At 69.1% G+C, this 15,106-nt stretch carries 14 protein-coding genes and 1 pseudogene; 9 read left to right on the top strand and 6 right to left on the bottom strand.

Features of this window, described 5'->3' with window-relative positions; all coding sequences use genetic code 11:
- Positions 1-400: 400 nt before the first annotated feature.
- Positions 401-1,732 carry a KamA family radical SAM protein gene (locus IG54_RS0112960; protein ID WP_199809533.1) on the top strand — a complete coding sequence of 444 codons (1,332 nt, stop codon included), beginning with the start codon at positions 401-403 and terminating at the stop codon, positions 1,730-1,732.
- Positions 1,733-1,858: 126 nt separating this feature from the next.
- Positions 1,859-2,617: a hypothetical protein gene (locus IG54_RS0112965; protein ID WP_158708866.1), complete on the top strand. Its 759-nt coding sequence runs from the start codon at positions 1,859-1,861 to the stop codon at positions 2,615-2,617.
- Between the two features lie 28 nt (positions 2,618-2,645).
- Here IG54_RS0112965 and IG54_RS0112970 read toward each other — a convergent pair whose 3' ends face one another.
- Positions 2,646-4,241 (bottom strand): alkaline phosphatase D family protein, encoded by a 1,596-nt coding sequence (locus tag IG54_RS0112970; protein ID WP_030781812.1) that lies wholly within the window; start codon positions 4,239-4,241, stop codon positions 2,646-2,648.
- On the bottom strand, positions 4,238-4,816 hold the full coding sequence (locus IG54_RS0112975) for a hypothetical protein (RefSeq protein ID WP_030781815.1): 579 nt from the start codon (positions 4,814-4,816) through the stop codon (positions 4,238-4,240). Before IG54_RS0112975 ends, IG54_RS0112970 begins: the two co-directional genes overlap by 4 nt.
- 337 nt (positions 4,817-5,153) lie before the next feature.
- Between IG54_RS0112975 and IG54_RS0112980 the strand changes: the two genes are divergently transcribed.
- The 3 genes from IG54_RS0112980 to IG54_RS0112990 all read left to right on the top strand — a co-directional run bounded on the left by IG54_RS0112980 (position 5,154) and on the right by IG54_RS0112990 (position 8,539).
- Positions 5,154-7,025 (top strand): protein-arginine deiminase domain-containing protein, encoded by a 1,872-nt coding sequence (locus IG54_RS0112980; RefSeq protein ID WP_051819476.1) that lies wholly within the window; start codon positions 5,154-5,156, stop codon positions 7,023-7,025.
- Positions 7,026-7,179: 154 nt separating this feature from the next.
- Complete coding sequence (locus IG54_RS0112985) at positions 7,180-7,725, top strand: hypothetical protein (RefSeq protein WP_030781821.1); 546 nt, start codon at positions 7,180-7,182, stop codon at positions 7,723-7,725.
- Positions 7,726-8,035: 310 nt separating this feature from the next.
- On the top strand, positions 8,036-8,539 hold the full coding sequence (locus tag IG54_RS0112990; RefSeq protein ID WP_037896978.1) for a flavin reductase family protein: 504 nt from the start codon (positions 8,036-8,038) through the stop codon (positions 8,537-8,539).
- 50 nt (positions 8,540-8,589) lie between these two features.
- Here the strand turns inward: IG54_RS0112990 and IG54_RS0112995 are convergent, their stop codons facing one another.
- On the bottom strand, positions 8,590-9,186 hold the full coding sequence (locus tag IG54_RS0112995) for a TetR/AcrR family transcriptional regulator (protein WP_051819477.1): 597 nt from the start codon (positions 9,184-9,186) through the stop codon (positions 8,590-8,592).
- Between the two features lie 145 nt (positions 9,187-9,331).
- On the opposite strand from IG54_RS0112995, the gene IG54_RS0113000 reads away from it, so the two are divergent.
- Both IG54_RS0113000 and IG54_RS0113005 read left to right on the top strand, forming a co-directional pair.
- The gene (locus tag IG54_RS0113000; RefSeq protein WP_030781830.1) at positions 9,332-9,757 is read left to right on the top strand and encodes a RidA family protein; all 426 of its coding nucleotides are present in this window, start codon (positions 9,332-9,334) and stop codon (positions 9,755-9,757) included.
- Positions 9,754-10,914, top strand: coding sequence for an alkene reductase (locus tag IG54_RS0113005; protein WP_234336138.1), 1,161 nt, complete (start codon positions 9,754-9,756; stop codon positions 10,912-10,914). The genes IG54_RS0113000 and IG54_RS0113005 overlap by 4 nt, the downstream gene beginning before the upstream one ends.
- Positions 10,915-10,969: 55 nt before the next feature.
- On the opposite strand, the gene IG54_RS0113010 is transcribed toward IG54_RS0113005, so the two are convergent.
- The 3 genes from IG54_RS0113010 to IG54_RS0113020 all read right to left on the bottom strand — a co-directional run bounded on the left by IG54_RS0113010 (position 10,970) and on the right by IG54_RS0113020 (position 13,721).
- Complete coding sequence (locus IG54_RS0113010; protein ID WP_030781836.1) at positions 10,970-12,157, bottom strand: oxygenase MpaB family protein; 1,188 nt, start codon at positions 12,155-12,157, stop codon at positions 10,970-10,972.
- Positions 12,158-12,280: 123 nt separating this feature from the next.
- Positions 12,281-13,369, bottom strand: a complete 1,089-nt coding sequence (locus IG54_RS0113015) for a polyprenyl synthetase family protein (protein WP_030781838.1) — start codon at positions 13,367-13,369, stop codon at positions 12,281-12,283.
- Complete coding sequence (locus IG54_RS0113020; RefSeq protein WP_158708867.1) at positions 13,362-13,721, bottom strand: hypothetical protein; 360 nt, start codon at positions 13,719-13,721, stop codon at positions 13,362-13,364. Before IG54_RS0113020 ends, IG54_RS0113015 begins: the two co-directional genes overlap by 8 nt.
- Positions 13,722-14,035: 314 nt before the next feature.
- Between IG54_RS0113020 and IG54_RS0113025 the strand changes: the two genes are divergently transcribed.
- Positions 14,036-14,941, top strand: coding sequence for an aldo/keto reductase (locus IG54_RS0113025; RefSeq protein WP_030781843.1), 906 nt, complete (start codon positions 14,036-14,038; stop codon positions 14,939-14,941).
- Between the two features lie 70 nt (positions 14,942-15,011).
- Positions 15,012-15,106: pseudogene (locus IG54_RS0113030) on the top strand (PadR family transcriptional regulator); the annotation flags it as partial.

The raw sequence follows: 15,106 nt of genomic DNA on the forward strand, positions 1-15,106 counted from the left end.
ACTTTGCCGGGTACCGAGGAGCGCTGTCGACGCATTTTCCTCAAGCGGGCAGTGCCTGTCACCGCAGCCGCCCTCGTCATCTGGCTCCGCGCATGTTCGACCGAACAGCTAGCTGGTGATGAGATCCTGAACCGAAGCTCATGAGTTGTCACCCGCTCAGCCCCCGGCAGCTGGCCGAGTGGCCGCCCGAGCCGGAGTCGTCTCTCTCGACGGCGGCATCATGGCCGTACCGCACATGATCGGCGAGCCCGGGGCATCGATCCTCTACAGCGGATCGGCCGAGGTCTTCGATCAGCAACACCCTGGGTGCTCCGTCCCGACGAGGGCAGGCGGATGAGGCGTCACTCCAATGGACGCACCTCCCGCGAACGGCCTACGGCTGCCCTGCATGATGAGGGTCATGGACCGACCCGTGCTGCGGAGTATTCCGGGCGAGCATCTGGCCGATACCGGGCAGATACGCACGCGTGTGGATGAGGAAACGCGGCACGCCATGCGCGTGGTGTCCGCGGTGCTCCCGTTCAAGGCCAACAGCTACATCATGGACGAGCTGATCGACTGGAGTCGGCCACCCTACGACGATCCGATGTTCCGGCTCGTCTTTCCCCACCGGGACATGCTGCCCCCGCACATGTTCCGCACCATGAGCCACCTCATTGCGAAGGGCGCGTCCCGCGGTGAGGTGCGCCGGGAGGCGAACCGGCAACGTCTGCTGCTCAAGCCGCATCCGGGCGGCCAGCTCGAACAGAATGTGCCCCGGCACGGCGGAAGCGTGGTGGAGGGCCTCCAGCACAAGTACCGCGAGACGGTGCTGCTCTTCCCCGGCGCGGGGCAGACATGTCACGCGTACTGCGGATACTGCTTCCGCTGGGCGCAGTTCGTGGGCATGCCCGAGCTGAAGCAGAGCCTGCCGGGTCCCGCGAACGCCCTGGCGTACCTGCGTGAGCACACGGAGGTGACCGATGCTCTGATCACCGGCGGCGATCCCCTGATCATGTCGACCGCGCGCCTCCGGGAGTACATCGAGCCTCTTCTCGCCCCGGAGTTCGAGCACATCCGCTCCCTTCGTATCGGCACGAAGGCGCTCGGGTACTGGCCTTACCGATTTCTCACCGACCCCGACGCCGACGATCTGCTGCGGTTGTTCGAGCAGTGCGTGCGGGCGGGCAGGACACTGGCGTTGATGACCCACTTCTCGCACGGCGCCGAACTGGGCACCGCCGCCGTCCAACGCGCCCTGGTCCGCGTCCGCGCGACCGGAGCGGTCCTGCGCGCACAGGCACCCATGGTCCGCTACGTCAACGACGACTCCGCTGTCTGGGCACACATGTGGCAGCGCATGGTCGAACTCGGTATCCACCCCTATTACGCGTTCGTGGAACGCGACACGGGAGCGCGCAACTACTTCGCCATCCCGCTCACCCGCGCCCTCGCCGTCTACCAGGGGGCACTGCGGCAGGTATCCGGCCTCGCCCGTACGTCACGGGGTCCGCTCATGTCCGCCACGCCGGGCAAGGTCGTGATCCACGGCGAGTCGCACGTCGCCGGGCGCAAGGTGTTCGTCTGCTCCTTCCTCCAGGCACGCCAGCCCGACCTCGTGGGGCAGCCCTTCTTCGCGGCCTGGTCGCCGACAGCGACCTGGTTCGACGAACTGGAACCGGCCTTCGCCGATTGCCCGTTTCCCACCGGATCGGAGACGGCGGGGCCCCAGGAGACATCTGGCCGCGCGTAGCGAGGGATCTCCCCCGGCAGAGGTTCCTCGCACATGAGTCCGCCCGTTCAACACCGCAGGCAGCATTGGCACCACCTCGCGGTGCGGCGTACTGGTCGCGAGCCGCCGTGTACGGACGATGGCCGCATGTTGTTTCCCTCTCTCCTCGTGATGCTCACCGCAGCGGCCGCCGTCACCACCACGGCGTTCTTCGTCACACGACGCCAAGGCGCACAGACTCCCGATCTGCCCAAAGGCGTCGAGATGGCGGTCGGGGCGGTCAGCGGCCTCTTCGTGTTCTCCTTCGCTTTCCTCGCCCTCAACGCACAGGCCGAGTTGAACACGGCACGCAAGGCGGCGCTGGCGGAGGCAGGCGCGCTCAAGGAGGTCTACTTCGCCGCACAGGGCCTCGACGACACCGCCCGTGCGCAGGTCCGCAAGGGCATCGCCGGCTACACCAGCTCCGTCATCACAGCCGAGTGGCCCGCCATGCGCGAAGGCCGCCCCGACGAGGCGACCATCCGACAGCTCGACGCCTTGCGCATGCAGGTCTACAAGATGCCGACGCCGGGTGGGACCGCGAGGGCGGCGCGCAAGGAAGTCGCCCAGCGAATGCGGGATGTGTATGTGGCCCGGCGTGAACGCCTGGCCGAGAAGGACGCCCGGGTCCCGACACCGATCCTCTCCCTGATGATCGGCGCGGGAGTCGCCACCCTCCTGGTCATCGCGCTCTTCGGCCGCCCGTCCAGCCGCGTCCATTACGCCCTGCTCGCCATCGGTGCCGCGGGCTTCGCCTACATGATCTTTCTGGTTCTCGCTCTCAACCATCCCTACGGCAACGGGATCAGCGTCGGGCCCGATGCCTATCACGAAGCACTCGTCAGGTATGAGCAGATCGGCTCGTGACGCGCTCCAGGAGCCATGGCGGTGACGGTCATGTTCCAGAAGGAGGGCGTCGCAGGCTTTCGTCCCTGCGGTACTGCGCAGGCGACCTCTTGGTCCCCTCATCCTCGTAAGAACCGGCCTTGCCGCGGTCCACGTGGAACTTCGTCAGCGTGGTCACGGGCGAGTCCGGGTCGCGGCGGTCGGCGATGACGCGCATGTGCGTGGTGAAGCGCCGAGGCGTCACCTCGTACACGTCGTAGCCGTACCTATTGCCCTCGAAGTACTTCAGGTGCGGGTTGGCCTTGCCCATGAGGGGGCCGTTGGCGGCGTTCCACTCGGGCGAATAGGCGCCGGAGGTCACCGAGTGGGCGGTGAACTCCGTGCCCACCAGGGGTGAGTCGGGCTGGTCGAAGTCGGTGCGGATGTCGTCGACGAACGCCGAGTGCCAGTCGCCGGTGATGACGACCAGGTCCTCCAGTCCGCTCTTGTGCACGTGTCCGAGGACCTCCTTGCGCTCGGCGAGGAAGCCGTCCCACTGGTCGGTGAACATGTACGAGCCGCCCGGCCTGCCCCGCAGCTGGCTCAGCATGATCGAGTTGGCCCACACGTGCCAGGAGTCCGGGGCGCGGTCCACGGTCCGCTTGAGCCAGGCCTTCTGCTCGGCGCCGAGGATCGTCCCGTCGGCCAGGTTCTGCGCGGAGCGGTACGAGCGCAGGTCGAGGACGCTCAGTTCGAGCAGGTCGCCCCAGCGGCGTACGCGGTGGATCTCGGGGTCGGGCAGGGCCATGCCGCCGAAGGAGTCGCGGTGCGGCATGTGCTCGAACCACGCCTGGTAGGCCGCCGCGCGGCGGCGCATGAACGGGGCCCCGCCCCCGGTGCCGCTGTAGTCGTTGACGACCTCGTGGTCGTCCCAGGTCAGGAACCACGGATGGGCGGCGTGCGCCTCGCGCAGCGACTTGTCGCCCTTGTACAGGGCATGCCGCTTGCGGTAGTCGGCGAGCGTGAGGATCTCCGGCCCGTCGTGGTCGCGTACGTGCGCCTCCGGTACGCCGCCGACCTGACCGTGCTCGTAGATGTAGTCGCCGAGGTGGACGACGAAGTCCACGTTCTCGCGGGCGATACCTCGGTGCGCGGCGTAGAAACCGTCGTGGAACGCCTGACAGTTGGCGGCGGCGAAGGTCACCTTGGAGACCCGGCCGCGCGGCGCGGTCCTCGTACGCCCGACGCGGCTGGTTCTGCCGAGCGCCTTGAACGCGTACCAGTAGTGGCGACCGGGCGTGAGACCGCCCACCGGCACGTGCACGCTGTGGCCGAGCGTCGCGGACGCCGGCGCGGTGCCGCTGGCGACGACGTGCCGCAGCCGGGAGTCCCTGGCGACCACCCAGTCGACCTCCACGACCTCGGGAAGTCTCTGCTCGGCCGCGAGGGGTTCGGGCGCGAGTCTGGTCCACAGGAGCACCGAGTGCGGCTGCGGATCTCCGGAGGCCACACCGAGCGTGAACGGCGCCGGGTCGTACTCGGCGCCCAGGCGCTCGGCCGCCTCACGGGCCTGCGCGGGGGTGAGCCCCGCGGCCAGCGGCCAGGCGAGGTTGAGGGCACCGGCGGCCGCGGCGGCCTTCAGCAGATCACGGCGGTTGACGGTCATCGGGGGCCTCCGTCGGCGCTGAGGGTGAGGGAGAGGGCGTCCGCGTAGCCGTCGTTGGAGGTGCCGCCGCCGCTGCGGGTGAAGACGAGGAGGAGCCGCGCCGAGCGGGCGGTGGGCGGCACGGCGGCCTCCGCGGTCCGCTCCACAAGGCCCGTACGGCCCTCCCGGTCCCCGGCACCGACGGGGCCGAGCACGCTCAGGGCGACCGGCGTGCCCTTGGCGTCACGGAACTCCACGGAGAGCCGGGCGCCGTCCTCCTGACCGGCGTAGCCCCCGAGCCAGGCGGACAGGGTGTAGCGCACCCGTCCCGCGTCCACGGCCCGGCGCCCGGTCGGGCCGGTCCCGGGCAGGGGGATGTCCTGGACCAGCGCGGTACGGGCGCTGTTGCCGCCGGAGAAGAAGCGGCTGCCGCGCCGGGCCGGACCAGGGTCCGCAGCGGTCGGGTAACCACCGCCGAGGCTGTAGGCGATGAGCGCCGGGGCCCCTTGAGCGACCCGCCAGCCGCGGACCTCCGCGACGGGGTCGGCGGTGCCGCCCGCCCCGCTCTCCGCGTCGCCGTTGACAACCAGATTCACGCACGCCTCCTGTGATCGTTGGGTTGAGCGCGGTCAGCCCACCAGTCACGCGTGAACCAGGAGAAGCGTTACGGCGAATTCTGTTACGTACGCGTCCCGTACGCCTGTCGTCCCCCAGCCTGTTGTCCCTGCGAAGTCTGTGATCTCGGACAATTCCCGGCGCCTTGACAACCTCTCGGGCTCCTCGCGCCTCCTTAAGGTCAACGGCCCTCGCCGACCGACCACCTGACCAGAGGGCCGGGGACCAAGGAGGGGAACTGTGCGATCGCACAGATGGAGAAACGTTACTCTCGCGACCGGCGTAGCCGGGATACTCGCGGCCACAGGAGCCACTGCCATGGCCGATTCCGGTGCCCGGGACGCACCGGCCCAAGTCCCCGACCTGCGGGCCGACGTGAACCGGGACGGCAGTGTCGACGTCGAGGGTACGAGCGACTCGGCGGGCGAGAACACCTGGACGGCGCGGCGCGGCGCCATCGTGCTGCCGAACATCGACGACGACGCGAAGCGCTGTCCCGTCAAGGACGCCCAGGGCAGGCCCCTGTCGGACGCGATTCTCGCCAAGTGCAACGACGGCTCCGACACCAAGGTCAACGGCGCGCGTGACGCGGCCGACCTGGCCCGCCTGAGGACCGTGCCGCTGCCCGAGACCACGGCCGGCAGCCACGGCACCGTCAAGGCGATCGGTGCCGACGCGAAGAAGGCGCGTCTGTTCATCAAGCGCGACGGCCGCTGGTCCCTGCTGCGGCCCACCGACCGGCTGTCCGCCGCGGAACTGCGCGCCGGCGTCGAACTGGGCGTCGAGGCCACGGACGTGGTGCGCGACGCACGGAAGTGGAACGGCGAGGTGAAGGTCCGGTTCACGGTCACCGGCGGCGGCACGTCCCGCTCCGACGACGTCGTGCTGCGCACCGCACCCGTACTGACCCACCATCACCTGCAACGCGCCCAGGAAGTCCTCGTCACCAAGGTGAAGGGCGCCGGTTCCTACGGCCGTGACCAGCGCAAGTTCGTCAAGGAACTGGCCAAGCAGGTGAAGGACGCCGGCATCGACAAGCCGCTGAAGACCTTCACCAAGTACGGCGACCCGTGGGCGCAGGACTTCGTCGAGCCGGCCTACGCCGGCATGCCGGGCCCGGGAGGCAAGCAGCACACGATGCGGGTCATGATCCGGTCCGCGCAGCCCGACCGCGAAGCGGGCCGCGAGCTGTTCGAGAAGCTGCGCGGGCCGGACGTGGGCGTGGTCCAGGTCGGCAAGCCGACGGTGAACGAGGAGTGGACGCTCAACTCCATGGGCAACCTGGAGACCATTCCGCCGTACACGCTGAACGGCAAGAGCTACCCGGCAGGACGCATCATCCAGGGCTACCGGGCCGACTCCGGCTCCAAGCCCGCCAAGTCGATGCGTACGTTCCTGTCCTCGCAGGGCGCACAGGCGCCGCTGCTGCTCGACACGTCGTGGCTGGCGGTCGGGCACGTGGACGAGTTCGTCCAGTTCCTGCCCGCCGACACCGAGCGCGGCTGGCGCATCGGCGTCGCCGACCCGGCCGCCGGGGTGGAGCTGCTCCGCAAGGCCAAGCGGGACGGGCACGGCGCGAAGAAGATGTTCTCCGTCCCGCGCGGCACCGATGTCCCCGCGCCCAAGGAGACCATCGACCAGGTACTCGCCAAGGCCTCGTTCCACACCGACAACAAGGTGGCGGCCAAACGCATCGAGGCCAACCTGGAGATCCTCAAGCGTGAGACCGGCGTCACCGACGCGGAGATCGTGCGGGTGCCCGGCCTGTACACGCGGGACTCCGACACGAGCGCGGACCTGAGCGGCAGCCGCAAGCTGCGCCGCATGGGCCCCGAGACCCTGAAGGAGTTCAACCAGCTGCGCGGCGCCGACGAGGCGCGCGGCGGCCGGGGCTCGGCGGGCGGTGCCGGAGCTGACGCCGCCGCGGTCCGGCCGAACAGCGCCTACGTCCCCGGCGCAGTCAATGGCGTCCTGCTGAGCCCGACCCGCTATCTGGCACCCAAGCAGTGGGGGCCGGTCATCGACGGCCGGGACATCTTCACCGAGGCGGTGAACTCCGTGTACGCCAAGGCGGGATTCACCACGACCTACATCGACGACTGGTACACGTACCACATCGGCTTGGGTGAGGTGCACTGCGGCACCAACACGCTGCGGGACACTCGCGCACCGTGGTGGCCCACGGCGTAAATCTTTGGCGGGAGCACAACCAACGAGCCACCTCGGGAGTCAAGATCATTTGGGGACGCAGGTCCTCGCTCCGCTCGCCTCGCGCGGCGGGTGCGGGCCGCGTCTCCGCCGTATCACTCACGGGTATGTCACCCCAGCAAGAACAGGAACACGCATGTCACGCAAGACGCTGGCCGTCTCCGGTGTGCTCGCCGCCGCTCTCACCGCCGCCCTGGCCCCCGCCGCGCAGGCGGCCTCGCCGACCATCACGCGCGCCGAGTACGACAAGGTCAAGCTGGGGTCGAGCATCTCCAAGATGCACACCGCCGCCGGCCGCGGCGCCTGCAAGCTCACTTCGAGCAGCGGCGGTTCCGGCTACTCCAGCAAGGTGTACGAGTGCAAGGGCAACAAGCAATACAGCTCCGCGATGTTCTCCTTCGGCAACGGCAAGCTCGCCATGAAGTCGCAGGGCGGCCTCGACGGTAAGCAGTCGAACGGCAAGATGACGAAGGCGAAGTACAAGAAGATCACCAAGGGCAAGACCATCGCCCAGATGCACAGCATCGCGGGCAAGGGTGTGTGCGTGCGCATAGCCGACGCGGAGGCGGTCGGTGCGAAGTCCGCCAGCTACTCGTGCGAACAGTCCCGCACCTTCGGCTCCGCCGCGTTCACCTTCACCAACGGCAAGGTGGTCAGCCGGGCGCAGTACGGCCTGAACTGACCGGATAGGAGTGCGCGCGTCATGGCTGTCTGAGGGCTGAACGGCGCGGGCGCGCAACTCGATGTGCAGGCCAGGGCTTAGGCCCTGGCCTGCCGCGCACCTCTCACCTCGGATCTCGAGGGGGGAGCGCACCTCGTGGGCCAGATACGCATCAACACGGCCGCCCGGGGCAACCGTCTTCCATCACCACGTCCGCGACGCAGGTGACAGGAGTGTCAGGCGCCGTCCGGCGGGCGGACGCTGAGATCGTAGGCGTCGAACAGCTCGGCAGCAGGCCGGCAGGCAGACAGCGACCCCTTGGAAGGTGGACATGGACGACGAGGACATCGCGGCCTTCACCGCACTCGCGAATCCCTCCGTGTACGTGGTCACCGCGGCGGCGGACGGCCGGCGAGCCGGCTGTCTGGTCGGCTTCGCGAGCCAGTGCTCGCTGCAACCCGTGCGCTTCGCCGTGTGGCTCTCCAAGGCCAACCACACCTACCGGCTCGCCCTGGCAGCACACACCCTCACCGTCCACCTGCTGCCACGGAACCGCCACGACCTCGCCGCACGTTTCGGCTCCCAGTGCAGCGCCGACACCGACAAATTCGACGGCCTGCCGTGGCACGAAGGGCCGGGGGGAGCCCCCGTACTGACCGACGCCCTCGCGTGGTTCACCGGGCGCATCCACGACCGGCACGACGCGGGCGATCACGTCGCCTTCATCCTCGACCCGATCGCCGCCCACACCGAGGCGGCTACGCACGACCATGGCGACCGGGCCGCACTCACGCTGCACGACGCAGGGGATATCACCGCCGGTCATCCGGCCTGACACAACCTGAGCACCTCACCAGCGCGGACAGCATCCCTACGAGGGCACGCTCACCCCGCGTCCGACCGAGGTTGCAGGCCGAGCAGGACGTCCTGAACGAGGTCGACGCTGCGCCTGACCGCGTCGTCGCCGAAGCCCAGGAAGTGCCGGTAGTGGATCGGCGCGTAGAAGAGGTCGACCATCACGTCCGTGGGCACGTCTGAGCGGAGCTGCCCGGCGGCGACGGCGGAATCCAGGCGGGCCCGGCACTCCGCGATGCTGGGTTCGAGGATCGTTTCGCGAAATGCCTTCATCAGCGCGGGGTCGTTCTGGGCCTCGCCCAAGACACCTTTGAAGGCCTCGCTGATCCTGCCGGTGATCAGCCGCTGGGTCACCGCGGTGATCTGGGTCGTGAGGTCGGCGGCGATGTCGCCGGTATCGGGGAAGGCGAAGTCGGCGCCCATCTCCTCGTTCATCGCCTCCAGCACCACCGCGCCCTTGGAGCGCCACCAACGGTAGATCGTGGGCTTGCCCACGCCGGCCTGGGCGGCGATGGCCTCGATGGTCACCTTCGCGAAGCCCTTACGGCTCACCAGGTCGAACGCCGCGTCGAGGATCGCCCGGCGGGCGCGCTCGCTGCGCCGTTCACTGTTCGGATCGGGGGTCATGGGACGCACTCTACCGCTCGCGTGACGTTACGTTTCGTTTTGACAGGTCGCTCGGGATGGTCTAACTTCCGTGGCGTTACGAAACGTTTCGTAACGTCGCCGTGCGGGGTCCGGGTGACGGGCCCCGCCGAGACAGGGGAGAGTCATGTCCAGCACCGAGAGCGCGGCCGCCGTGGGACGCGTTGAGAAGATCGCGACCACGTCGGACTGGTACGCGCCGTACCGGATATCGCAGGCCGTCCGGGCCGGGGGCTTCGTATACGTGTCCGGGCAGGCGGGCTTCGAGGAGGACGGGACGACCGTCGAGGGCGGGTTCCTGGCGCAGGGGCGGCAGGCGTTCAGGAACGTAGGACGCGTGCTGGAGGCGGCCGGCCTGACCTTCGCGGACGTGGTCAAGGTCGGCATCTTCGTACGGGACATGGCGACGAACCTCCCGCATGTGATCACGCTGCGCAGCGAGTTCCTGGCCGAGCCCTACCCCGCCGACACCCTCATCGAGGTCGTCTCGCTGGCCCAGCCCGACTGGCAGATCGAGGTCGAGGTCATCGCGCTGGACCGGAGCGCCGCATGAGCGCCGGGGACGTTTCGGGACGGATGGGGGACGCGGAAGTGCTGGAAGAGGGTGTGGGAATGCGGGAGTTGCTGGAGCCGTACCGCGCGGGGCGGCTTGACCTGGCGAACCGGTTGGCGATGGCCCCGATGACGCGGGGCCGGGCCGACGACGTGACGGGGGTGCCGAGCCCGCACGCGGCGACGTACTACCGGCAGCGCGCCGGCGCCGGACTGCTGATCACGGAGGGCGTGTACGTCAACGCGCTCGCCAAGGGCGGCCCCGGCATCCCGGGTCTGGTGACGGACGCGCAGGTGCGCGGCTGGCGAGAGGTGGCGGACGCGGTGCACGCCGAGGGCGGCACGATCTTCGCCCAGCTGTGGCACGTGGGCCGGATGACCCACCCGCTGACGCTGCCGGACGGCGAGCTGCCGGTGGCCCCGTCGGCCGTCGCCATCGAGGGGAAGCAGATCTTCACCCGGGACGGACTGGTCGACCACGTGACCCCGCGTGAGCTGACGGTCGGTGAGATCGGCCAGACGGTGCGGGACTTCGCGTCCGCGGCCCGGCGTGCGATCGAGGCGGGCTTCGACGGCGTCGAGATCCACGGCGCCAACGGCTACCTCATCCAGCAGTTCATCGCCGACAACACCAACCTGCGTACGGACGAGTACGGCGGCTCGGTCACCGGCCGTCTGCGGTTCGCGACGGAGGTCGTCGAGGCGGTCGTCACCGAGGCCGGCGCGGACCGCGTGGGTCTGCGCATCTCACCGGACAACGCCGAGAACCAGCTCGCCGAGGCCGACCCACGCACCACGTACCGTGCGCTCGCCGACGCACTGGACCCGCTGGGCCTGGCCTATCTGCACGTGCTGGAGAACGGCGCGTACGAAGCCATCGCTGATCTGCGGACCCGCTGGTCGGGAACGCTCGTCGCCAACACCAACGGCCCGGCGCCGAGCACCCCCGCCGCCGGGGCGCGGCTGGTACGGGACGGGCACGCGGACGTGGTCGCCCTCGGCCGTCTGTTCATGACGAACCCGGACCTGCCCGCCCGTCTGGCCAATGGCACCCCGCTCGCGGGGCCGCCGACGGAGAACCTGTACGGGGGAGGGGCGGAGGGGTACATCGACTACCCGGCCGCGACGGACGCCTCCAAGGTCCCGGCAGTCGCATAGTCGCCCGACGGGCGCCCCGGCCCCCGAGACCCTCGCTCGGGGGCCGACACCCCTTCTACAGCACGGCAGGGGTGGGAGCCGGGGGCACCCAGCGGTGGGTGCGGGACGCCTGTGAACGTACGCCGTACTCGCTCTTCAGCTCCTCCGGGATGGCGTACTGCATGACCCTGCCACGGGTGAGCGAAGCCAGTTCGAAGGTCGTGAGCAGGCTGCCCGCCTTGTCCAGGGCCCACTCGCCGAGTGGGCCGCTGTCCTCCACCGCCTCCAGCAGGCCGAGTACGACAGGTACGGCCTTGGCGGCGGTGTCCCAGGAGCTGCGGGGGATCTGGAGCCAGTCGGCAATGGTCGGGCCGACGAGGAAGCGGATGGTGGCGGGGACGATGGGGTCGAAGAGGGTGCCGGGGACCACGTCCTCGTACATCCGCATCAGTTGGTTGTTCAGGCGGACCCCGTCCTCGGACGGGCCGAGGTTGCGGGCGAGGTAGAGGTCGGCGTACGCGCGGGCCTCGGTGAGGTTGTCGGGGGCGGCTTCCATGTCGCAGCCGAGGATGGATCCGACGACCCGCCAGGCGTAGTAGTAGGCCTCCGCGCCCTCTTCGCTCATGTGGATGCCGAGCCGGTGCATGGCGTCCAGGACGAGGATCGAGAAGCAGATCTGCCCACCGATCATGTCCTCCTGGCAGAGCGGCAGGCCGTCCCGCTCGATGTTCCAGCGCCCGGACTTGGTGAGGTGGTGGCGTACGGCTGCGTGGAGCAGCCGGACCTTCTGGGCCGCGGGGATGAATTTGCTGCCCTCCTCGAAGGCGTTGGTCTGCATCAGGTAGGTGACGAACTGGCCGGTGTTCGCCATTCGACGGGACGGGTAGTCCATCGAGTGGGTGGAGGCGAGCAGCTTGGCGACGCGTGGAACCGCGTACGTGGCAGGCATCGCGGCGAAGGACAGGCCCGTGTTGATGTGCGGGGCGTTGTCCATGAAGAACAGACGGGCGCGCTCCATGATGTCCCAGTCGACCCACTTCGGCGGCATGCCCGTGGCCTCCAGGAATGAGGTCGCCGACTGGGGCAGCCCGTCGGGGAGTTTGTGGCCGGCGGTGCTGAAGAACCGCATCAGGGTGTTGAAGTCCCGAACCTCCCCGCGCTCGAACATGGCGGCCACGGTCGCGTCCGCCAAGGGGTCGCCCTGGGTGCGCAGTTCGTCGAGCGTCGCGTCGGTGTAGTGCTTCGGTGTCTTCTCGGTGGTCACGGCATGCTCCTGTGTGTGGCGTGCGGGGGCGCGTGTGTGTTGCTCGTACAGCGGGACGGGTTCCGGCGCGGGGCGCGGGAGGACGGTGGGGGAGTCAGGGCGGAGGACGGCGCGGAGCGGCCCTCACCACGCCCGGTCGGCCGCCGAGGTGGCCAACTCGCCCAGCGCCGCACGTGCTTCGATCGGCAGCGCCGCGCAGTCCAGGGCGCTACGGGCCTGCGAAACCCGCTCCGAGATCATTTCCTCGACGCGTCTGTGTGCTCCGCACTCGTCCATCAGCTGCCGCACCCGCGCCGCGTCGGACTCGTCCAGTGCGGGGTCGTCGAGGATCTTCTCCAGCAGCCGGCGGTCAGGGGGGCTCAGGAGGGTGAGGGACGTGGCGAGCAGCGCGGTGGGTTTGCGATCCCGCAGGTCGTCCAGGTTCGACTTGCCGGTCTCGGCGGGATCACCGAAGGTCCCGATCAGGTCGTCGCGGAGCTGGAAGGCCTCGCCGAGCGGCAGCCCGTACGCGGTGAAGGCTTCCATCACCTGCCGTGAGGCGCCGCCGAGTGTGGCGCCCATGTGCAGCGGCCGTTCCACCGTGTACTTGGCGGTCTTGTAGCGGGCGACCTCCAGCGATTCCGCGATCTCAGGTGTGTCGTTGCCGGTGCGCAGTACTTCCAGGAATTCGCCCGCGATGGTCTCGCGCAGCAGCGTCGACCACAGGGGCACCGTCCGAGCCACGTACGCGCCGGGCAGGCCGCACGTGGCGAAGACCTGGGCCGCGTATCCCATCAGCAGGTCACCGAGCATCATGGCGAGCGCGGCGGGCTGCTCCTGCCGTACAGCGATGTGCGGTACGGGTCCGGGGAGCGGGTCGCGGGTACTCCAGCGGGGCGCGCCGACCTCGGCGAAGGCGACATGGGCGGTGGGCAGTCCGTGGCGCAGACGGCTGTCGTCGATGATGTCGTCGTGCGTGCAGGCGGCCGCGTGCACCAGCTCCATGGCGGCCGCGGCACGGATCACCCCGTCGCAGTCCGGCTGGCCCGAGGCGCGCCAGCCCCAATACAGGAAGGCGGCGCGCAGACGCTTGCCCCGGGTCAGCGAGGCGCGCAACTGGGCGCATAAGGGGGCGAGTTCACCGGACAGCCGCAGCAGCTCGGTCTCCTCTTCATCGACAAGTCGACACAGATACGCGTCGATGCGCCGCCGGAACGCCAGATCGTCACGCATGGCGCGGCACCGTGTTCTCGGGCTGTGCGGCGGCCGCGGTACGCGCGCTCCGCTCGACGGACCGACAGGCCATCAGTTCCAAATAGTTGTCGCTGTCCGCGGCGGCCGCCCGCCGCGAGGCGAGTTCCCCGCGCGCCTTCAGGTCCTTCAGCCCGTCCGCGACCAGCTCACGCACATCGGAACGCCGCACCGCGCTCTGGCCCCGGTCTGTCGCCTGCCGCACCTGGTCGAGTACGAGATCGACGGCCCCCAGCGCGAGGAGGCCGACCTGTTCCAGGGTGGCCACCGGATTCCAAGGCCCCTGCTGAGCCTGCTGCGCCTGTTGCGTCTGGTCCTGCGGTTGTCCGGTCATGCCCGGTGCCCCTCTGCTCTGCCGACAGATCGTCAAGGAGCGTCAGTCAACCGGCCGGGCATGGGCGCGATCCCCCATTTGCTCTTCCGTCCCTCGTCAGAGCGGTGCAATTAGCTCGCAGGGGTGAACGCGCTGCGCGTGTTCCGCGCGACGACGCCTGGAGGAGGCCCGGTGCCGAGGTGCCCTTCCGAACTCCCCACCACTCCGCACCTTCCCACCGCACCTGTCACCTGCACATACTCCAGGACCGCCACGCCTTGAACCGTCGAACGGCGATGGCCGATCAGATGGAGCTGATGGAAAAGATGGAAAAGATGACGTCTCAAAGGGTCGATGCCGCAGCCGCCGGCACGTGGATGCTCGGCGACCGCAAGGTCAACCGGATCGGTTTCGGCGCCATGCGTTTGACCGGAAGTGCCGCTTTCCACGAGGGCACCCCAAGAGATCGCAGCCAGGCGATCGCCACACTCCGCCGCGCGGTCGAACTCGGCGTCAACCACATCGACACCGCGGCGTTCTACTTCTCCCGGCTGCGCTCCGCCAATGAGCTGATCAACTCGGCGCTGGAGCCCTACCCGGACGATCTCGTCATCGCTACCAAGGTCGGCCCGGCCAGAGACGCCGGCGGGGAGTGGGCCACCTCGGCGCGGCCCGACCAACTGCGCGGCCAGGTCGAGGAGAATCTGCGCCAACTCGGCCGCGACCACGTCGACCTGGTCAACCTGCGTCTCATGGGCCAGGACTCCATCAGCGAGCATTTCGGGGCTCTCGCCGACCTGCGCGACGCCGGACTCGTCCGTAACCTCGGCATCTCCGGTGCCCGTCCGGAGCACTTGGCCCAGGCCCAGGAGATCGCACCGGTGGTCTGCGTCCAGAACCGCTACGGCGTCGACGTCGACGCATCCGGCGGAAAGGACATGCTCCGGGCATGCGCGGAGCGCGGTATCGCTTTCGTGCCCTTCTTCTCCATCGCCGGTCAGGGACGCGAGTCCGGAGCCGTCCGGGCCGAGCACGACGAGGTCCAAGCCGTGGCCCGCGCGCATGGCGTCTCACCTGCGCAGGTCCGCCTGGCATGGATATTGCAGCAAGGTTCCCATGTGCTGGTCATCCCGGGGACGGGCAACCCGGAACACCTCGTCGACAACGTGGCGGCGGGATCAGTCCGGCTCGCGGAGGAGGAACTGCGACTCCTCGATGCAATCGGTCGATCCGCATCCTGACGCTACTCGGTGATACAGTGTAGTGGTACTCGGTACTACGGAGTACTGCTAGGGCTGAGGAGGGCTCGCGATGGATGACCTGACGGAGATGTTGAAGGGCACGCTCGAAGGATGCGTGCTCGAAATCATCGACCGCGAGGAAACCTACGGATATGCCATCACCCG

The organism is Streptomyces sp. NRRL S-920 (assembly GCF_000717945.1).
GTDB classification, from domain to species: Bacteria; Actinomycetota; Actinomycetes; order Streptomycetales; family Streptomycetaceae; genus Streptomyces; species Streptomyces alboniger.